The sequence below is a fragment of the Citricoccus sp. GCM10030269 genome (genome assembly GCF_042665635.1).
In the GTDB taxonomy this organism is placed as follows: Bacteria; Actinomycetota; Actinomycetes; order Actinomycetales; family Micrococcaceae; genus Citricoccus.
Genome location: NZ_JBHTCV010000001.1, coordinates 1 through 18,849, shown reverse-complemented (window position 1 = coordinate 18,849; position 18,849 = coordinate 1). Strand labels below are relative to the sequence as shown.

At 67.1% G+C, this 18,849-nt stretch carries 19 protein-coding genes; 8 read left to right on the top strand and 11 right to left on the bottom strand.

Annotated features, from left to right (window positions below):
• Positions 1 to 15: 15 nt before the first annotated feature.
• Positions 16 to 1,299, top strand: coding sequence for a citrate synthase (locus ACFQQD_RS00095; RefSeq protein WP_378084938.1), 1,284 nt, complete (start codon positions 16 to 18; stop codon positions 1,297 to 1,299).
• A gap of 48 nt (positions 1,300 to 1,347) precedes the next feature.
• Here the strand turns inward: ACFQQD_RS00095 and ACFQQD_RS00090 are convergent, their stop codons facing one another.
• Both ACFQQD_RS00090 and dapD read right to left on the bottom strand, forming a co-directional pair.
• Positions 1,348 to 2,229 (bottom strand): hypothetical protein, encoded by an 882-nt coding sequence (locus ACFQQD_RS00090; RefSeq protein WP_378084936.1) that lies wholly within the window; start codon positions 2,227 to 2,229, stop codon positions 1,348 to 1,350.
• A gap of 43 nt (positions 2,230 to 2,272) precedes the next feature.
• Entirely contained in the window at positions 2,273 to 3,328 is a 1,056-nt protein-coding gene (gene dapD / locus ACFQQD_RS00085) for a 2,3,4,5-tetrahydropyridine-2,6-dicarboxylate N-succinyltransferase (RefSeq protein ID WP_378084934.1), read from the bottom strand.
• 49 nt (positions 3,329 to 3,377) lie between these two features.
• Here dapD and dapE point away from each other — a divergent pair, with 49 nt between their 5' ends.
• Positions 3,378 to 4,616 carry a succinyl-diaminopimelate desuccinylase gene (dapE, locus tag ACFQQD_RS00080; RefSeq protein ID WP_378084932.1) on the top strand — a complete coding sequence of 413 codons (1,239 nt, stop codon included), beginning with the start codon at positions 3,378 to 3,380 and terminating at the stop codon, positions 4,614 to 4,616.
• A 31-nt stretch (positions 4,617 to 4,647) separates the two neighbouring features.
• On the opposite strand, the gene ACFQQD_RS00075 is transcribed toward dapE, so the two are convergent.
• The 4 genes from ACFQQD_RS00075 to ACFQQD_RS00060 all read right to left on the bottom strand — a co-directional run bounded on the left by ACFQQD_RS00075 (position 4,648) and on the right by ACFQQD_RS00060 (position 7,988).
• Positions 4,648 to 5,532: an amino acid ABC transporter permease gene (locus ACFQQD_RS00075; protein ID WP_378084930.1), complete on the bottom strand. Its 885-nt coding sequence runs from the start codon at positions 5,530 to 5,532 to the stop codon at positions 4,648 to 4,650.
• Positions 5,529 to 6,203 carry an amino acid ABC transporter permease gene (locus ACFQQD_RS00070; protein ID WP_378084928.1) on the bottom strand — a complete coding sequence of 225 codons (675 nt, stop codon included), beginning with the start codon at positions 6,201 to 6,203 and terminating at the stop codon, positions 5,529 to 5,531. The genes ACFQQD_RS00075 and ACFQQD_RS00070 overlap by 4 nt, the downstream gene beginning before the upstream one ends.
• A 21-nt stretch (positions 6,204 to 6,224) precedes the next feature.
• Positions 6,225 to 7,091: a glutamate ABC transporter substrate-binding protein gene (locus tag ACFQQD_RS00065; protein ID WP_378084926.1), complete on the bottom strand. Its 867-nt coding sequence runs from the start codon at positions 7,089 to 7,091 to the stop codon at positions 6,225 to 6,227.
• A 102-nt stretch (positions 7,092 to 7,193) separates the two neighbouring features.
• Positions 7,194 to 7,988, bottom strand: coding sequence for an amino acid ABC transporter ATP-binding protein (locus tag ACFQQD_RS00060; protein ID WP_378084924.1), 795 nt, complete (start codon positions 7,986 to 7,988; stop codon positions 7,194 to 7,196).
• A 138-nt stretch (positions 7,989 to 8,126) separates the two neighbouring features.
• Between ACFQQD_RS00060 and ACFQQD_RS00055 the strand changes: the two genes are divergently transcribed.
• The gene (locus ACFQQD_RS00055; protein WP_378084922.1) at positions 8,127 to 8,429 is read left to right on the top strand and encodes a DivIVA domain-containing protein; all 303 of its coding nucleotides are present in this window, start codon (positions 8,127 to 8,129) and stop codon (positions 8,427 to 8,429) included.
• 144 nt (positions 8,430 to 8,573) lie between these two features.
• Complete coding sequence (locus ACFQQD_RS00050) at positions 8,574 to 8,744, top strand: DUF3117 domain-containing protein (RefSeq protein WP_378084920.1); 171 nt, start codon at positions 8,574 to 8,576, stop codon at positions 8,742 to 8,744.
• 8 nt (positions 8,745 to 8,752) lie between these two features.
• Here ACFQQD_RS00050 and ACFQQD_RS00045 read toward each other — a convergent pair whose 3' ends face one another.
• Positions 8,753 to 9,403 carry an O-methyltransferase gene (locus tag ACFQQD_RS00045; RefSeq protein WP_378084918.1) on the bottom strand — a complete coding sequence of 217 codons (651 nt, stop codon included), beginning with the start codon at positions 9,401 to 9,403 and terminating at the stop codon, positions 8,753 to 8,755.
• 279 nt (positions 9,404 to 9,682) lie between these two features.
• On the opposite strand from ACFQQD_RS00045, the gene ACFQQD_RS00040 reads away from it, so the two are divergent.
• Positions 9,683 to 10,825, top strand: a complete 1,143-nt coding sequence (locus ACFQQD_RS00040; RefSeq protein WP_378084916.1) for an anti-sigma factor family protein — start codon at positions 9,683 to 9,685, stop codon at positions 10,823 to 10,825.
• A gap of 68 nt (positions 10,826 to 10,893) precedes the next feature.
• Positions 10,894 to 11,703, top strand: a complete 810-nt coding sequence (locus ACFQQD_RS00035; protein ID WP_378084914.1) for a twin-arginine translocase TatA/TatE family subunit — start codon at positions 10,894 to 10,896, stop codon at positions 11,701 to 11,703.
• A 46-nt stretch (positions 11,704 to 11,749) separates the two neighbouring features.
• On the opposite strand, the gene ACFQQD_RS00030 is transcribed toward ACFQQD_RS00035, so the two are convergent.
• From ACFQQD_RS00030 to ACFQQD_RS00020, 3 genes are read right to left on the bottom strand one after another with little or no spacing between them, the layout of a single operon-like run.
• Complete coding sequence (locus ACFQQD_RS00030; RefSeq protein WP_378084912.1) at positions 11,750 to 12,949, bottom strand: Mrp/NBP35 family ATP-binding protein; 1,200 nt, start codon at positions 12,947 to 12,949, stop codon at positions 11,750 to 11,752.
• Positions 12,946 to 13,764: a DUF1003 domain-containing protein gene (locus ACFQQD_RS00025; protein ID WP_378084910.1), complete on the bottom strand. Its 819-nt coding sequence runs from the start codon at positions 13,762 to 13,764 to the stop codon at positions 12,946 to 12,948. Before ACFQQD_RS00025 ends, ACFQQD_RS00030 begins: the two co-directional genes overlap by 4 nt.
• Positions 13,764 to 15,020, bottom strand: a complete 1,257-nt coding sequence (locus ACFQQD_RS00020; RefSeq protein ID WP_378084908.1) for a magnesium transporter MgtE N-terminal domain-containing protein — start codon at positions 15,018 to 15,020, stop codon at positions 13,764 to 13,766. The genes ACFQQD_RS00025 and ACFQQD_RS00020 overlap by 1 nt, the downstream gene beginning before the upstream one ends.
• Before the next feature lie 43 nt (positions 15,021 to 15,063).
• Between ACFQQD_RS00020 and ACFQQD_RS00015 the strand changes: the two genes are divergently transcribed.
• On the top strand, positions 15,064 to 16,173 hold the full coding sequence (locus ACFQQD_RS00015; RefSeq protein ID WP_378084906.1) for a general stress protein: 1,110 nt from the start codon (positions 15,064 to 15,066) through the stop codon (positions 16,171 to 16,173).
• A 28-nt stretch (positions 16,174 to 16,201) separates the two neighbouring features.
• Here ACFQQD_RS00015 and ACFQQD_RS00010 read toward each other — a convergent pair whose 3' ends face one another.
• The gene (locus tag ACFQQD_RS00010) at positions 16,202 to 17,812 is read right to left on the bottom strand and encodes an aminopeptidase P family protein (RefSeq protein WP_378084904.1); all 1,611 of its coding nucleotides are present in this window, start codon (positions 17,810 to 17,812) and stop codon (positions 16,202 to 16,204) included.
• Positions 17,813 to 17,858: 46 nt separating this feature from the next.
• Here ACFQQD_RS00010 and ACFQQD_RS00005 point away from each other — a divergent pair, with 46 nt between their 5' ends.
• A complete protein-coding gene (locus tag ACFQQD_RS00005; protein ID WP_378084903.1) occupies positions 17,859 to 18,707 on the top strand; it encodes a PHP domain-containing protein in 849 nt (282 codons plus the stop codon).
• The last annotated feature ends 142 nt before the right edge of the window (positions 18,708 to 18,849 follow it).

Here is an 18,849-nt window from a genome sequence, read left to right as displayed (position 1 = left end):
CATGAGGGAGCACCCATGGCCGAGAACACTTCAGCTCAGCTGTCCGTTGACGGCACGAACGTCGAGCTGGCCCGCGAACAGGCCACGATCGGCAACGACGGGCTGAACATTGGACCGTTGCTGAAGAACACAGGTCTGGTCACCTATGACCCGGGCTTCATGAACACGGCCAACACCAAGTCGGCCATCACCTACATCGACGGTGAGGAAGGCGTGCTGCGCTATCGCGGCTATCCGATCGACCAGTTGGCCGAACACTCCTCGTTCCTCGAGGTCGCCTACCTGCTGATCTATGGGGAACTGCCCACCGGGGATCAGCTGGGCACCTGGGATGACGAGATCCGTCACCACACGATGCTGCACGAGGACCTCAAGGGCTTCTTCTCCGGTTTCCCGCGGGACGCCCACCCGATGCCGGTGCTGTCCTCGGCTGTCTCCGCCCTCTCCACCTTCTACGCGGACTCCCTGGACCCGTTCGATGAGGAACAGGTCCACATCTCGACCATCCGCCTGATGGCCAAGCTGCCGGTCATCGCCTCCTACGCCTTCAAGAAGTCCATCGGTCAGCCGATGCTGTACCCGGACAACTCCCTGAACCTCGTGGAGAACTTCCTGCGGCAGTGCTTCGGCGTCCCCGCCGAGCCGTACGAGCTCGATCCGGACATGGCCAAGGCCCTGGACCTGCTCTTGGTGCTGCACGCCGACCACGAGCAGAACTGCTCCACCTCCACCGTGCGCCTGGTTGGCTCCTCCCAGGCCAACATGTTCGCCTCCATCTCCGCCGGCATCAATGCCCTGTACGGTCCGCTGCACGGCGGTGCGAACGAGGCCGTGCTCAACATGCTGCGCGGCATCCAGGCCGAGGGCACCGCCCCCGAGGACTACATGGAGAAGGTCAAGAACAAGGAAGACGGCGTGAAGCTCATGGGCTTCGGTCACCGCGTCTACAAGAACTACGACCCACGAGCCACGATCGTGAAGAAGACCGCCCACGAGATCCTGGGCAAGCTCGGCGGCAATGACGAACTGCTCGAGATCGCCCTGCGACTCGAGGAGAAGGCCCTCGCCGACGACTACTTCATCGAGCGCAAGCTGTACCCGAACGTGGACTTCTACACCGGGCTGATCTACAAGGCCATGGGGTTCCCGGAGAAGATGTTCACCCCGCTGTTCGCCCTCGGTCGCCTTCCCGGCTGGATCGCCCAGTGGCGCGAGTTGATGGCGGATCCCTCCATCAAGATCGGCCGTCCGCGCCAGATCTACACCGGCCACGACCGGCGCGATTACCCCACCAGCTGATCACACTGGCCACTGATCACCGCTCCAGCTGATCACACTGGCGGCTGATCACCCCGCGAAGGTGATGGTCACCGCACCATCGGCGCCGGTGGCCGTCGCCCAGCCGTGGTCGGCTCGGATCCAGCGCTGGCCGCCGAAGGACGCCGCGGTGACGCCGAACTGATCGGCGTTGGCCACGACCCACTGCACCAGCGCCCAACCGCGTTGTCCCGTGGCGGGGATCGCCACGGTGCGGCCGCCCTCAGCCGATGCTGCCCGGCTCAGCGGGGCCTGAGCGGACGACTGCGTGGAGGGCCACTGGGCCTGCAGCGCCTCGAGCATAGCCGCTGGATCACCGCTCTCGTCGGGCGCCTTCAGCACACAGTTCAGCGCCGCGGGGGAATGCCCGGTCAGGGCCGAGGCGTAGGCGCGGGCCTCCGGCTCATGATCCGCGTAGGCGTCGGGGTAGGCGGAACGCTGCACGATCTGGGCGGCCACCGTCACGTCCAGATCCTGGAAGTCGGGCGCCAACTGCTCGAGCTCGTGGAAGAACCGGTTCGCGGCGTAGACCGGGTCCATGACCTGTTCCTCTGAACCCCAGCCCTGAGAGGGCCGCTGCTGGAACAATCCTCGCGAGTCCGGGCCGGCGTCGTCCCCGTAGTCGATGTTGCGCAGCTTGGACTCCTGGATGGCGGTGGCGATCCCGATCGAGGCGGCCCGTGCGGGCAATCCTCGCTCCATGGAGACTGCTGAGATCAGGGCGGCATTCGCGGCTTGTTCCGGGGACAGGTCGAAGGAGTCAGTGCCGACGATCGCGGTGCAGCGCTCGCGCACGAGCACTTCCGAGGTGTCGATGAACCGCCACGCGGCCCAGGAGCCGCCGGCCACCAACCCGGTGCAGACGGCCAGAACCCCCAGGGCGCGCCAGCGACGGCGAGAACGAGAACTCATCGGTGTTTCGGCTGACGACGCGGTCGCAGGTCAGTGAGCGCGGTCAGTTGGCGTGCAGAGCGTCATTGAGGGTCACGGTCTGACCGGCCCGCGGCAGCGCCTGCACCTGACCGGTGGACGAGTCCCGGCGGAACAGCAAGTTCGGCACACCGGACAGATCCAGGGCCTTCACCTGTGTCTGTTCCCCGTTGTCCTGACGGACCGTCACCCGGGTGCCCGCGGTGATGTACAGACCGGCCTCCACCACGGAATCGTCGCCGATCGAGATGCCCACTCCGGAGTTGGCGCCGAGCAGCACTCGCTCACCGATGGAGATCCTCTCGGTTCCGCCCCCGGACAGGGTGCCCATGATCGAGGCGCCACCGCCCACATCCGAGCCGTTGGCGACCACGACGCCGGCCGAGATGCGGCCTTCGACCATGGAGGCGCCCAGGGTGCCCGCGTTGAAGTTGACGAAGCCCTCGTGCATGACCGTGGTGCCGTCGGCGAGGTGCGCGCCGAGCCGGACGCGGTCGGCGTCGCCGATGCGCACACCGGACGGGATCACGTAGTCGGTCATCCGCGGGAACTTGTCCAGACCGTAGACCTGAACCGGTCCGCGGGCGCGCAGCTTCAGCCGGGTGGCCTCGAAACCGGCCGCGGCGCACGGACCGAAGTTCGTCCAGACGACGTTGGCCAGGAAACCGAAGATGCCGTCCATATTGATCGTGTTCGGCTTCACCAGTCGGTGGGAGAGCAGGTGCAGCCGCAACCACACATCCAGGGCGTCGGCCGGTGCGGCGTCCAGATCGATCTCGGGGGAGACCACTTGCTGCGCCGTGCCTCGGTCAGCGTCCCGGACGGCGACGGCGGCCAAGGCGCTCTCCAGGTCGGCCTCAGTGTGGTCCGAGGCTGCGCCGGTCGCCAAAGGGCCCAGCGCCGGTGCCGGGTACCAGACGTCGAGGATCGTGCCGTCGCTCGTCACGGTGGCCAACCCGGTGCCCGAGGCGATACGAGCGCCCGACGGCAGGTCCGACGGCAGGTCCGACGGCAGATTGGACGAGTCAGCGGGCGAGTCGGAGGACCGGCCGGAATCCGGCCGCGAAGGCGTGGAAGTCATGCTGACATCCTACCGGCAGCAGCGTTCACTCAAACCTAGACTGACGGGCATGAACACCCCTGTCTCGGCCGAAAACCCGCCAGCCTCGTCTCCTGCTCTTCCACCCCTGGACACAGATGTGGCGATGCTGACGGCTGCGCTGCTGGACATCCACTCCGTCTCCGATCACGAGACCGCCTTGGCCGACGCCGTCGAAGCCGCCCTCCGGAGCCTGCCGCGGTTGACGGTCCACCGCTTCGGGGACGCGATCGTGGCGCGAACCGCGATGGGCCGCTCGACCCGGGTGGTGCTGGCCGGGCATCTGGACACCGTTCCGCTGCCCACCACCCCCGGCTCCCGCGGAACGGTGCCCTCGAGCTGGGAGCGCCAGCCCGGCGTCGGGCAAGAGAACGGGCGAGAGAGCGGGCGAGAGGAAGAGACTGAGTCTGGTCCCACTCCGGCGGACGAGGACGTCCTCTTCGGCCGCGGCGCGACGGACATGAAGTCCGGCGTGGCGGTCCAACTGGCGCTGGCGGGACTGCTCGGGCACGACGACGGCCCCGCACCGGAGCGCGACATCACCTGGGTGTTCTACGACCACGAGGAGGTCGGTTCCGAGCTGTCCGGACTGGGCCGGGTCGTCCGGCAGGCGCCCGAACTGCTCGAGGCCGACTTCGCGGTGCTGCTGGAGCCCACCAATGGCGTCGTGGAGGGCGGATGCAACGGGACCACGCGGTACCTGATGACGGTGCCAGGCGTGGCCGCGCACTCAGGCCGGGCGTGGAAGGGGTCCAATGCCATTCACGCCGCCGCCCCGCTGCTCTCGGCTCTGGCCGACTACGAGCCGGCCACCGTGACGGTGGAGGGACTCGAGTACCGAGAGGGGCTCCATGCCGTGCGGATTCACGGCGGAACCGCCGGCAACGTCATCCCTGACGCCTGCGCTGTGGAGATCAACTACCGCTTCGCACCGGACAAGACCCTGGAGCAGGCCCACGCCCATGTGCTCGGGATCCTGGCCGCCGTCGGAATCTCTGCGGAGGCGGTGGAGATCACGGACGCCTCACCGGCGGCCCGTCCCGGCCTCGACCACCCGGCCGCCGCCGCGTTCGTCTCCGCCGTCGGGGGCACCCCGCTGCCGAAGTACGGCTGGACCGACGTCGCCCGATTCTCCGAGCTGGGCGTGCCCGCCGTGAACTTCGGCCCGGGCGACGCCCTGCTGGCCCACACGGACGACGAGCACGTCACCGCCGGAGCGATCCGTCGGTGCCTGGCCGCGTTGCGGCGCTGGCTGCTGCCGGAGGCCTGAGACCAGATGGCTGACGCCTGAGACCTGACGGCTACTTGGCGGGGAGTGTGGTCGCCACGGCGGGCGCCTCCGCCGTCGTGACGATGCCGGTCCTCGAGGTCAGCCGGCCGGCCAACCGGGTGGCCAGCCAGGTCAGGATCATGTTGATGACGATGAAGATCAGCGCCGCCACCACCAGCGTCTGCAGCATGTTCGAGTAGCCCGAACCGAGCTGACGGGAGTACTGCAGCAGCTCGTAGAAGCCGATCAGATACCCCAGGGCCGAGTCCTTGAGGATGACCACGAACTGGCTCAGCAGGGAGGGCAGCATGGCCGTCAGGGCCTGGGGGATCTCCACCAGCCGCAGGGACTGGTTGTTGGTCATCCCGACGGCGGCCGCGGCCTCCCGCTGGCCGTGCGGCAGCGAGCGGACACCGGAGCGCACGAGCTCGGCGATCACCGCGCCGTTGTAGACCGTCAGCCCGACGATGACGCCGTAGTAGGCGGCGTCCGCGGAGGCGATCAGTCCGGCCGGAGCCACGACCCTGGCGAAGAAGAAGTACAGGAAGAACATCATCACCAGGACCGGCACCGCGCGGAAGAACTCCACGATGATTCCGGCCAGCCACCGGATCGGCCCGAATGGCGCCAAACGGAGGAAGCCGAACACCAACCCGAAGATCAGCGCGGTCACCACGGCGATCCCGGAGGACTGCAGCGTGAACTGGAGCCCCGGCAGGTAGTAGTTCGACCACGCGTTGCCGTCGAGGGCGCTGATCCACATCTCCGGAGCCAACTGACCCCGCTGGCCCAGCTGCATCAGCACCAACACGACGACCACCAGGACGGCCGCGAGGGCCACCACGTTGGAGACCAGAATGTTCCGTTTGGCCCGGGGACCGGGAGCGTCGAACAGGACGGAGACTTGTGCGCTCATCGTTGCACCGCCAGCTTGTCGGAGAGCCAGGTGGTCACCAGACCCATGGGGATCACGATGACGCAGAAACCGATCGCGATGGTCAAGAAGATGTAGATCATCAGGTCCGGGTTGGTCTCGATCATGGATTTCATCAGGCCCGAGGCTTCCGCCACGGAGGCTGCCGCGGCCACCGTGGTGTTCTTGGTCAGCGCGATCAAGGTGTTGCCCAGGGGCGTGATGGCACCGCGCAGGGCCTGTGGCAGCACGACCAGACGCGCGGACGGCAAGAAGCCCAACCCGATGGCGCGGGCCGCCTCGGCCTGGCCGAGGGGCACCGTGTTGACGCCCGAGCGGATCGCCTCACACACGAAGGACGCGTGATAGAGGGTCAGCGAGATGACGGCGTAGGTGAAGAAGTTCAGATCGAAGTCCGAGAAGAACTCGAGCTTCAGCTGCCCCCACACCGCCAGGACGCCGAGGACCATGATGATCGTCAACGGGGTGTTGCGCACCGTATTGACGTAGGCCGCGCCGATGTTCTGCAGCGAGCCGACCGGGGAGATCCTGAACAGCGCCAGGATCGTCCCCAGGACGAAGGAGCCGACGGCGGCCAGGGCCGTCAGCCGGATGTTCATCCAGAAGGCGCCAAAGATGTCATAGTCGGCGAAGAGTTCAAAGAACCCGTTCATGAGCTACCTCTCTGGTGAACATCAGGATGCGCAGGACTCCATCTCGATGTCCGAGTTCAGCTCCTCGTTCGGGGTGTAGCCGGTGCCCTCCGTGTTGGCGGTCAGAGCCTCTTCCAGGTCACCGTCTTCGCGCATCTTGGTGATGGCGTCGGTGATGGCCTGGCAGTCCTCCGAGCCGTTCTGCAGGCCCACGCCGTACCGCTCCTCGGAGAACGGGTTGCCGACGACCTTGAACTTGCCGGAGTTCTCCGGGGTGGCGGCGAGGCCGGCGAGGATGATGTCGTCAGTGGTCACGGCATCGACCTGACCGGACTCGAGGTAGGTCACGCATTCGGCGTAGCCGCCCTGCTCGACCAGGTTCACCCCTTCGGCGTACTCGTCCTTGATGTTCTGCGCGGAGGTGGAACCCGTGACGGAGCACAGGTTCTTGCCGTCCAGATCCTCCGGGCCAGTGATCTCGGACTCGTCCTCGCGGACCAGCAGGTCCTGTCCGGCCACGAAGTAGGGCCCGGCGAAGTCGACGCGCTGCTTGCGCTCGTCGGTGATCGAGTAGGTGGCGAAGATCATGTCCACCTCACCGCCCTCGAGAGCGTTCTCGCGGTTGGCCGAAGGGGTCTGGACCCATTCGATCTGGTCTTCGGAGTAGCCGAGTTCGCCGGCCACGTACTTGGCCACGTCGACGTCGAAGCCGGTCGGGTCGCCGCTGCCCTCGCGGAAGCCCAGGCCCGGCTGGTCGAACTTGATGCCGATGCGGACCGAGTCGCCGCCGCCCGCGGACTCGCTGCCGCCGGACTCGCCACCCTCGTCGGTGGACGACGGTGAACAGCCGGTCAGCACGAGAGCGGCAGACGCGGCGATCGCAGCAGCGGAAAACAGTTTCTTACGCATGGTTCCTCCAAAGACGGTGATGACGGTGGTGAGAGTTGATGACGGTGGTGCGGTGTTGACGGTGCGGTGTTGACGGTGCGGTGTTGACGAGTGAGGTGTTGATCAGTGGGTCAGGATCTTCCCGAGGAAGTCCTTGGCCCGGGGGTGTTCGGGATGGTTGAAGAACGTTTCCGGGTCGGTGTCCTCGAGGACGGCCCCGCCGTCCATGAAGATCACCCGGTTGCCGGCCCTGCGGGCGAATCCCATCTCGTGGGTGACCACAACCATGGTCATGCCCTCGTGGGCCAGTTGGGCCATGACGTCCAGGACTTCCTGCACCATCTCGGGGTCCAGCGCCGAGGTCGGCTCATCGAAGAGCATCACCTTGGGCTTCATCGCCAGGGCACGGGCGATGGCCACGCGCTGTTGCTGACCGCCGGAGAGCTGAGCCGGCATCTTCTTGGCCTGTTCGGCCACACCGACCCGTTCCAGCAGGGTCATGGCCTCATCTTCGGCGTGGGACTTCTTGACTCCCTTGACCTTGATCGGGCCCAGCGTCACGTTCTCCAGGACGGACTTGTGGGCGAACAGGTTGAAGGACTGAAACACCATCCCGACGTCGGCCCGCAGCGTTGCGAGACCCTTGCCCTCGGCCGGCAGCGGCTTGCCGTCGATGCGAATGGTGCCGCCGTCGTCGATGGTCTCCAGTCGGTTGATGGTCCGGCACAGGGTGGACTTACCGGACCCGGACGGCCCGAGGACGATGGCGACCTGGCCCACCGGAATGGTCAGGTTGATGTCCTTGAGAGCCTGGAACGAGCCGAAGTGCTTGTTGACGTTCTCCAACTCGACGAGGGCTCGCCCATCGGTGGCGTCGGTCTCGGTGCGATCCGTGGGCGCCGGTGTGCTCTGCGTCATAAATCGACACTATAGGACACTGTGGCTCTTCGGCTGACATTCTGACCGGCGAATCTGCCGCTGACTCGAACGTTTTACACAGATGTTTCCTGCTGGACGCATGGGTTAACGGCGTCAGCCGCCCACTAGCATGCTGCTATGAACCTCTCCGTGGTGCTGGTGCTGGTGGCGGCCGTCGTCGTGGTGGGTCTCCTGGCCCTCGCGCTGACCGGCCGGACGGGATTCGCCCGGCCGTTGTCCGAGCCCGTGCGCACGCTTCCTCCGGTGCTCCTGCCGGAAGACCCCGATCCCTCAGATCTCGAACGTCTCCGGTTCTCACCCGCGCTGCGGGGTTACCGGATGGACCAGGTCGACCAGGCGCTCGACCGGCTCGCTGAGGCCTTGGCCGAGCGTGATGCGGAGATCGAACGGCTCCGTGAACGCGCGGCAGACACGGCGTGAAATGCCGTGTGATTAGCAGCACTGCCCCGAATCCGGAATAATAGCCACGTCAAGCGCTCCGCGACCGGCTTCAGGTGTACCGGCCGCACGAACCGTCATGCGGCCCGCGATGAATGTCGTGTCCGCACTGAGAAGGGAACACAGATGGCAGCCATGAAGCCTCGAACCGGCGACGGTCCCATGGAAGTGACCAAGGAGGGCCGAAGCCTGATCATGCGCGTGCCGATCGACGGCGGCGGTCGTCTGGTTCTCGAACTCAACAAGGAAGAGGCGAACTCCCTGAAGGAGTGTCTCGTCGGGGTCACTCAGGGCTAGGTGAACGCCTAGCGCCGTACGGCCAGGAGCACGCCGGAACCGGTCGGAACCAGTGCGGAGTGCCAGATCTCGTCCTCGCGCAGCAATTTGCCGGCTTCCCGTGCGGCCACCGTGGAAGGCTCGCGCACGGCCGGCTTGGGGACACGGTCGCCGTCGAGCGCATCATTGATCACCAGCAGTCCGCCCGGCCGGAGCAATCGCGCCGACTGCTCGACGTGGAACACCAGGGACGCCTTGTCCGCGTCCAGAAAAACCAGATCGTAGGATTTGCTGTTCAGTCGCGGCACCACGGTGCGGGCCCGCCCGGTGATCATCCGGGTGCGGTTGGCGGGAAAACCGCCCTCGGCGAATCCCTCCCTGGCGGCCCGGAGGGCTTCGGCGTCCGGGTCGATGGTCGTGAGCATCGCATCATGAGAGAGCCCCCGCATCACAGCAATGCCCGAGACGCCGGCCCCGGTGCCGATCTCCACCACGGTGGCGGGAGAGCGCGTCGCCGCCAGGACCGTCAGCAGAGCCGCGGTGCCCTCGGAGACGGGGTCAATGCCCAGGTCGGCCGAGCGTTCGCGGGCCCGAAGGAGGACCTCGTCCTCGGCCGGACGGGATTCGGCGAATGCCCAACTGGCATGCTTGTCCGTCTGGTGGGGGCTCAGGGCCTTCATGCGGCGTACTCGTTTCTCTCGGGTGAAGAGGCTGAAGAAGTTGGTAGAGGGTGGTAGAGGGTAGAGGAGGATTGAAGCGGGACATCCGGGCCGGTCTTTGACGGACCGGCACTCCAGTCTAGGGCGACACGCTCTCATGCTCAGGCTCCTCACAGAAAAAGGGACCAGACTGAACGGATACGGAAAGGAGTCGACTGCAGTGATGACCCCCAGCTGCACCACCCCCTTCGTCGCACCGTCTGGTTCCGTCGCTCCCGTCGGAGGGAAGGGACCTCTCTGATGGCGGTGTTCCACCCCGGTTTTCACCCCCGTGCGCGGCTCGACTCGTATATCGAGGGTGTGTTGCCCCCGGTAGTGCACCAACGGATTGCTGCCCATCTGGCGCGCTGTGACGAGTGCCGCCGGGAAGTCGAACAGCGTGAACGCATCCTGCAGGCCGCCTCGTCGCTGAGTCAGTCGAGAGCCGACTCCGCGGACCTCGGAACATCGACGACCCAGGACCGTGAGGCATCGGCGAGCTGGAGAATCGCGGCCGGACTGAGCGCCTTCGGTCTGCTGAGCCTGGGAGCGATCTCCATCGCCTGGATCGCCGGTGACCCGGCCACCATGAGTGACCCGGACCGAGCGGAAGCGTTTCTGATGCCCACCTCCAGCCCGGCCTCGTCGGCGGTCGTCTCACCGTCGACTGGAGGGTCGGGACCTGACTCGGGCGCCAACACAGGAACCGGCGCTCCGCGTGAGACGCTGACCAACCCCGACGCTGCTCCGGTGGGCTCGTCGAGCGGCGATTCCGGCTCCTCCTCGGCGATCACGAAGGGTGGCGCCGGGGCAGCAGCGTCCGGAGGAACAGCGACCGGGGGAGCCGAGGAGACCACACTGGCCGGCGTGGTCGAACTGACGCCGTCGATGGTCACGGACCTGCGTCAGCTGGGGTGGAATGTCCCGACGCTGCACGGGCTCGGCATGCGTAGTCAGTCCACCGGATGGCACCTGGGCGAGCGCGCCGGCGAAGTCGTGGTGTCGCTGCACAATGACGAGTCTGCGCTCGTCCTGCATGAGTGCCGTTCTCTGGCAGATGAGGCGGATCAGACTGGCGAGGCAGCGAAGACGCCGGACTGCCCCCTGGGCCAGGACGAGGCGGCGGTCGGAGAAACCCGGGAATTGCCGGTGGGCGTCGAGATGACGATCCAAGAACACGACGACGGCTCCTGGACGGCCAGCACACAGACGGCGCACGCCACGTACCACGTGCACTCGGATCTTCCGGCTGAGAGCGCCGCACGCATCATGACCGTCGTGGTCGTCTCGGAACGTTCCCGCGTCCAGGCCGGTACCGCCCCCGAGAGTGCGACGGATCGACTGGCCCGTGGCTTCGAACGGCTGCTCCCGTGGACGGGCGGACCCGAGGCTGCCGCCCGATGAAGAGCACCGATCACCGCGGATCGTTACGCCGAAATCCGGCCCTGGTCCCTCGGGTAGGCTGAGGTTTCGTGACCTTCGGCATCAACGGCGCAGAGCTGATCATCCTGATTCTGTTGGCCGTGCTCATTCTCGGTCCGGAGAAGCTCCCCGAGTACACGCGCAAGCTCACGGAGTGGATCCGCAATCTGCAGCGGATGGCGGAAGGGGCCAAAACCCAGTTCCGGGAAGAGACGGGCACAGACTTCGACGAGATCGACTGGAAGAAGTACGACCCTCGTCAGTACGATCCGCGCCGCATCATCAGAGAGGCCCTGGCCGAGCCCGCGGACGAGGCCGACTCCGGTTCGCGGAGCACGGCGAACCCGACCGATGCCGCTCCCGCTGACACCGATACCGCCGACGCCGCCAGGAGTGGGGTATCCCCGACATCCTCCACGTCCGAGCGGGCGGCGCTGCGTCGCGATCTGGAATCGGTCCGGTCCCAGCGCGATGAGTTGCGGGACGATCTCAAGGACATGGACCCACGGTCGCTGTTCTTCGGCAAGTCCTCCAGTCGCTCCACGACCGGTAGCAGGAGCGCCGCTGCAGGACCTCCTGCCGCTGCAGGACCTCCTGCCGCTGCAGGACCTCCTGCCGCTGCAGGACCTCCTGCCGCTGCGGGACCTCCTGCCGCTGCGGGACCTGCTGCCGGAACTGCTACGGCCGTGGGCACCGCGGCGGCCGCTGGCGCCGCTGCTGAGTCCTCCAGCGCCGATTCCTCCAGCACCGACCCCGAAGACAGCGAGGGCAGCACCGCCCGCCGGAGCCGTGGGGACCAGCACGCGGAGGCGGGCGCCGGCGAGGTGGCCCCGACCCCCTTCGACGTCGACGCCACCTAGGCAGTCGACCGTGCCACCGTCAGCCGCCGCGCCCCCGTCGCAAGTGTCAGTCGCGTGGCGTGACCGGCAGCTTGAGCCCGGACAGTCCCCTCGGCCGGACGGCCAGGGACTCAGCGATGCGCCGTAGCTCGGTACCGGCTGCCGAGCCGGGATGCTCCAGCACGACCGGCGTGCCGCCGTCGCCGTCCTGACGCAACTCCTGGTCCAAGGGAACCGAGCCCAGCAGCGGAACGGTCGAGTCCAACCGCTCGGTGAGCCGATCGGCCACGATCTGTCCGCCCCCGGACCCGAAGAGGTCAAGCACGGTGCCATCCGGCAGGGTCATGGCGGCCATGTTCTCGACGACTCCGGCCACCTGCTGACCGGTCTGCCCGGACAGCTCGCCGGCCCGGGCCGCCACCTGTGCCGCCGCCTGTTGAGGAGTCGTCACGATCAGCAGCTCCGAGGTCGGCAGCAGCTGTGCGGCGGAGATGGCGATGTCACCGGTGCCCGGAGGCAGGTCGACCAGGAGTACGTCGAGGTCTCCCCAATAGACGTCGGTGACGAACTGCTCCAGCGCCCGGTGCAGCATGGGGCCGCGCCACGCCACCGGTCGGTCGGCATCGAGGAACATGCCGATCGAGACGACCTTCACGCCATGGGCCACCGGCGGCAGGATCATCTCGTCCACGCGGGTGGGTCGTGCGGCGGTGCCCAAGAGGCCGGGGATGGAGAAGCCGTGGATATCAGCGTCGATCAACCCGACGGCGAGCCCGCGTTCAGCCAGCGCGGCGGCAAGATTGGCCGTCACCGTGGATTTGCCGACACCGCCCTTGCCTGAGGCCACCGCATACACGCGAGCCAGCGTCCCTTCCCCGAACTGGTTCGCCGGCCGGCCCTCGGTGAGCATGCCCTTCAAGGCGGCACGCTGCTCGGCCGTCATGACGGCCATCACCACCTCGGCCCCGGAACAGCCCGGCAGTCCCTCGAGGGCGCGGGTGACGTCGTCGGTGATGGTGTCCCGCATCGGACAGCCGGCGATAGTCAGCCGGACGCCGATGGTGAGGTGCCCGGACGCCGGGTCTTCCGTGATGGAGGCGACCATGCCCAGTTCGGTGACGGGGCGCCGGATCTCCGGGTCCAGCACTGTTCCGAGCCGTTCCCAGGCGGCCCGTTCCAGGTCGGTGGTCAGCTCGGGTGGCGGCAGAGTTTCGTCGAGCGTGTGATCAGGCGTGCGGTCAGGGGAGTGGTCTGGGGTATCGGTCATTCGGTGGAGGTGTCCTGAGAAGTCGGGTGGTCTTCGGAGGGCGGGGTGACCTCCGAAGGAGAGTCGTCCGGGGAAGGCGAGCCGGTCGGTTGGGTGGCCTCTTCGGCAGCGATGATGGCCAGCGTGGTGGTCTGGGGACTGTCGTCATCGCCCTCGATGCGTTCACGAACCTCGCGGCTGACCCGGTTCTTCTTCTTCTTGGGCTTCCGTGGGCCGGTGCCGGACGCCTTCGGTGCCCGGCCGGCGTCGGGATCCTGTTCGATCTCCTCGAGGATCTCGGCCCGGACCTGTTCGCGCAGTTCGTCCTTGAGCTCCTGGGTGATCTCGACGACGGCGTCACGCATCTCGGAGCGGACGAAGTCGCGAGTGGCCACGTCCTGCAGGGCGATGCGCAGGCCGGCCAGCTCACGGGTGAGGTATTCGGTGTCCGCGAGATTGCGTTCAGCACGGTTCCGGTCCTGGCGCAGGGAGACTTTGTCCCGGTCGTCCTGGCGATTCTGCGCCAACAGCAACAGGGGAGCGGCGTACGAGGCCTGCAGGGACAGCACCAAGGTCAGGGCGGTGAAGCCGATGGCGGCCGAGTCGAACCGCCATTGCTCCGGGGCGAAGGAGTTCCAGCCGAGCCAGAGCGCACAGAAGACGGTCATCCACAGGATGAACTGCGGTGTGCCCATGAACCGGGCAAAGCCCTCCGTGGCCTGGCCGAAGGCGTCCGGATCAGGGGTCAGTCGTGGCCAGCGGCGCCCGCGGGCACCCAGTGGCGTGTCCAGTCCGGCCCGCCGCTGTCCTGGCGGGTCGATGTTCTTCTCAGGCATCACGTCACCTCCTCATCCGAATCGTCCATGCTCCGCCAATCCTCCGGCAGCAGATGGTCCAGTACATCGTCCACCGTGACGGCCCCGACCACCCGGTGATGCTCGTTCACCACGGGAACACACGTCAGGTTGTAGGTCGCCAGCTCGCGGGTGACGGCAGGCAGGGGCGTCAGGTCGGAGACGGGCTCCAGGTTCTTGTCGAGCAGATTTCCCAGGGGCTCCGGCGGGGGATAGCGCAGCAGGCGCTGGAAGTGGACGACGCCGAGATAGCGACCAGTGGGTGTCTCCAGCGGAGGACGGGCCACGATGACCAGCGACGCCAGCGCCGGGGTGAACTCCTGCTGACGAATGTTGGCCAAGGCCTCGGCCACGGTCGCCTCCGGCGGCATGATGACCGGAACGGTGGTCATCACGGAGCCGGCCGTGTTCTCCTCGTACTCCATCAGGCGCCGGACGTCGTCGGCGTCCTCCGGCTCCATCAGTTCCAGGAGCAGTTCCTGTTGGGAATCGGAGAGCTCGTGGAGCAGGTCCGCCGCGTCGTCCGGGTCCATCTCGCCCAGGACGTCCGCGGCGCGGTCGATGTCCAGGTTGGAAATGATCTCGACCTGGTCGTCGTCGGGAAGTTCCTGCAGCACGTCGGCCAGCCGACCGTCCTGTAGTTCGGTGGCCACCTCGACGCGCCGCTTGGTGGTCATCTCGTGCAGGACGTCGGCCAGGTCGGCCGCCTTGAGGTCTTCGTGGGCCGCGACGAAGCTGGAGGCGCCCTGCGGGTCCTCACGGGCCGCCCAGCGGGCCTCGTTCCAGCTAAGCAGCACGTGGTCCCCGCGGGCCCGGCCGAAGGCGCCGCGGCGGGCCTCACGGCGCACGTAGAGATCGCTGACCAGCCAGTCGCCGTTGCGCTGCTGCTCGAGGCCGAGATCCTCGAGGACGGCCTGTCCGGAGCCGTCGGCGAGGGTCACGCGGCGGTCGAACAAGTCCGCGGCGACCATCATCTCCGCGCCGCGGCGTTCGAAGCGGCGCAAGTTGATCAGGCCCGTGGTGATGATCTGACCGGCACCCATCGAGGTCACGCGAGTCATCGGCACGAAGACGCGCTTCTTTCCCGGCACCTCAATGACGAGCCCGACGGCGACGGGAGACAATCCCGGTCCTCGATCGGCGACGACGGCATCACGCATCCGGCCCAGACGGTCACCCAGGGGGTCGAACACGTCCAGGCCCAGCAATCGGGCGACGAAGATCTTGGGCGCACTCACCCATCCAGACTAGTCGGCCTGACGGGGTGGATTCCTTACGCCGGTGGCGGAGAAGCCCGGTGCCGTGGTGACCGGTCAGGCCGGGGACGGCACAATGGGATGCATGTCCATGCTCTTCGGTCCTGCCACCTCCGATCCCTCGGTCAGCGGGCTGCCCCGCGGCGAGGTTCTGGGTTCCTACCCGACCTACAAAGAGGCGCGGAACGTCGTGGACCAGCTGGCCGAACAGGAGTTCGATGTGCGGACCGTGTCAGTGGTCGGCACTGACCTGCGCACGGTCGAACGGATTCGCAATCGGCTGACCTATCCCTCGGTGGCCTTGCGTTCGGCCGTCCAGGGCGCGTTCTTCGGTCTGATGATCGGCATCCTGTTGAGCTTGATCGACCCGGACGCCAGCGGCTTCCAAGTGCTCTATACCGTGGGACTCGGCGTCGCGGTCTGGGTGCTCTTCGGGGTGATCGGCCACGCGATGCGCAAAGGTCGCGGCGTGAGCTCGGTGCAACAGCTCGTGCCGACCAACTTCGATGTGGTCTGTGAGTTCGAGTCCGCCCGCCAGGCCAAGCAGTTGTTGGGCAAGGCAGCTGGCTCAGCGCCGACGGTTCAGCAGACGCAGCAGCCGGCTCCACGACCTGAGGAGCCGGAGCGCCCGGAGCAAGCACAGCAGCCGGCGCCGCAGCCGACACAACAGCCGACACAGCAACATCCCGTCCTGACGTCACCGCAGGACTCGTCCTACGCCGATCTGCCGGATGGGCGTCCACAGTACGGGATCCGGTTGCCCGAGCACGAGGCCAAAGCACTACAGGAGCGGATCCTTCGGGAGAACTCAGCGCAGCCTGCTGCAGCCTCATCGGCCACGGGGTCCTTCGCCGCTCCGGCCTATGGCAAGGGCGGTCCTCGCGAAGGCACGGTCTCCGGTCACACACCGGCGGAGCCGGGTCAACCCGGTCAGTCGGCTCAGTCAGCCGACGAGGCTAGCGACGACCACGGCAAGAAGGACGACCACAGCGAGAATCAGGCCGACCAGTACGAACGTCCCCGCTATGGGCGCCGGGACATCACAGCGGAGCCCGAGGACACCTCGGCGACCTCGAGTGAGACTGAGCCCGACGCCGGCCCTGACGCCGGCCGTCAGGCTGGCCCGCGCGACTGATCACGCCGCGCTGACGGCCGGAGCGGAACTAGCCCAGCAGCTTCGCCATCCAGGCCTCGACGTCGTCGGGCCGGCGTGGCAAGGCAGCGGAGAGGTTCTCGGCACCCGCCTCCGTGACGTAGATGTCGTCCTCGATGCGCACGCCGATGCCCCGGTATTCCTCCGGCACGGCGAGATCCTCGTTCTTGAAGTACAAACCCGGCTCGATGGTGAACACCATGCCCGGTTCGATCTCCGCATCCAGGTACAGCTCGCGCTTGGCCTGGGCGCAATCGTGCACGTCGAGGCCGAGGTGGTGGCTGGTTCCATGGGGCATCCAGCGGCGGTGCTGCTGCCCTTCGGGGGAAAGGGCCTCATCGATGGAGACCGGCAACAGTCCCCATTGATCCAAGTGCTCGACGAGGACCTGCATCGCCGTGGCGTGGACATCACGGAACGTGAGCCCCGGCTTGACGGCCGCGAAGGCGGTGTCGGCTGCATCGAGGACGGCCTGGTAGATCCGGCGTTGGACCTCGGAGAAGGTTCCATTGACCGGCAGTGTCCGGGTGATGTCCGCGGTGTAGAGCGACTCGGCTTCCACGCCTGCATCAACCAGAACCAGATCTCCGTCGCGGACCTCACCGTTGTTGCGGATCCAGTGCAGGACCGTGGCGTTGTTGCCTGCTGCGGCGATCGTGTCATACCCCAGATCGTTGCCGTCGAGCCGGGCCCGTGAGAAGAAGGCTCCCTCGATGATGCGCTCGCCGCGCTGGTGTCCGCGGGCAGCCGGCAGAGCCCTGACGATGTCCTCGAACCCGTCGATGGTGGAGGCCACTGCCCCGCGCAGTTCCTCGATCTCCCAGCTGTCCTTGACGAGACGCAGCTCGGAGAGGAACTCGGTCAACTCGGCGTCCAGGCCGTCCGAGGTCTCCAGGTCCACACCGGTGTTGATGCGGGAGGTGTCCACCAGCGCCTCGACGTCGAGGTCCGAGCCGCGCAGCAGCCGGATGCGGACGCCGCCGATCTCCACGGCGCCGGCGTTCTTCGTTACCGCCACCTCCAACTCCGAGAGGTCGGCGGTGCGGATGCCCGTCCGCGCCTGCAGTTCGCCCAGGGTAGGACGAGGGCCGACCCAGAACTCGCCGGTACGGGCGTTGGAGTAGAACTCCTCGGAATCGCGGCCGGCCATGGGGCGGAAGTACAGGGTCGCCTCGTGGTTCGAACCATGGTCGCCGGCGCCCGGATCGACGGGTTCCAACACGAGGACGGCGTCGGGTTCGTGGTCCACGCCGAGCCCGGTGAGGTGGGCGAAGGCGGAGTGCGCCCGGAACCGGTAGTCCGTGTCATTGGATCGGACCTTCATCGGCCCGGCCGGAATGACCACCCGTTCACCCTCGAACCGGGAGGACAGCGCCGCCCGGCGTTCCGCAGCGAAGGGCGCCGAGGGGTCCGGGCCGACCTCAGGAGCCTCAGCCGGGGCCCAACTGGAGCCCATGAACCTCTTGAAGGCCGCCGACGTCGGCCGTTGCGAGCGGTTGTTCACCCGGTCTTCGACGGGCTGGCTCTCGTCGGGGGATTCTGTGGCGGACTCAGCGTCATGCTGGGCCGCAGGGGCGGGCTGGTCGGCGTGCTCCGGGACTTCAGGCGTTTCGTCGTTCATGGCTTCCATCATCGCACTCGTTCGGCCGTTGGCTAGGCTGGGGTACATGCCGTTCGACTTGCACACGCACTCACATGTCTCGGATGGCACGGAGCCGCCCGCCGCCGTCGTGCGTGCCGCGGCCAGTGCGGGACTCACGGGGCTGGCGCTGACCGACCATGACTCCACCGCCGGGTGGAAAGAGGCGCACGAACAGGCCCTCTCCTCTGGAATCTCGTTCATCCCGGGCATGGAGGTGTCCTGCTTCTCGGAGACGGGCATCAGCGTGCACCTGTTGTCCTACCTGCATGACCCGCACGCTCCGGGTCTCTACGGGGAGATCGAGAGATCCCGGCAGTCCCGGTTGAGCCGGGCACAGCGCATGGTGGAGCGCCTCGCCGGCGACTACCCCATCACGTGGGAGATGGTGCTGGAACACTCCAGCCCGAATGCCACGATCGGCCGGCCGCACATCGCCGATGCTCTGGTCACGGCCGGCGTGGTGGATGACCGTTCGGCGGCCTTCAGCTCCATTCTCACTCCGCGCTCGCCGTACTACGTCGGCCACTATGCGCCCGACCCGGTCGAGGCCGTGCGGTTGGTGATCGAGGCCGGCGGCGTGCCGGTGTTCGCCCACCCCATGGCCTCGGTACGTGGGCGCGTCGTCGGAGTGGATCTGTTCCGGGAGATGATTGACGCCGGACTGGCCGGCGTGGAGGCAGACCACCGGGACCATTCCGAGGAGGACCGCCGGACACTGTGGGACCTGGCCCGGGAACACGGGCTGTTCGTCACGGGGTCCTCGGACTATCACGGCGCCGGAAAACCCAATCGGCTCGGCGAGTACACCACGCCGGACGCCGTGGTCGCCCAGATCGAGGAGCGAGCCACTGGATCAGCGGTCATCCGTCCCTGACCCTCGCCGCCCCCCGGAGCCACCCCCGTTGCGTGCAACTGGAGGTCAAAAGTGCCCCATTATGAGCGGTTTACGGTGTGTGTCAACCTGTTTGGAGTCAGTGATCGGGTTGATCAGGCTCTGGACCAGGATGGTTAATGCC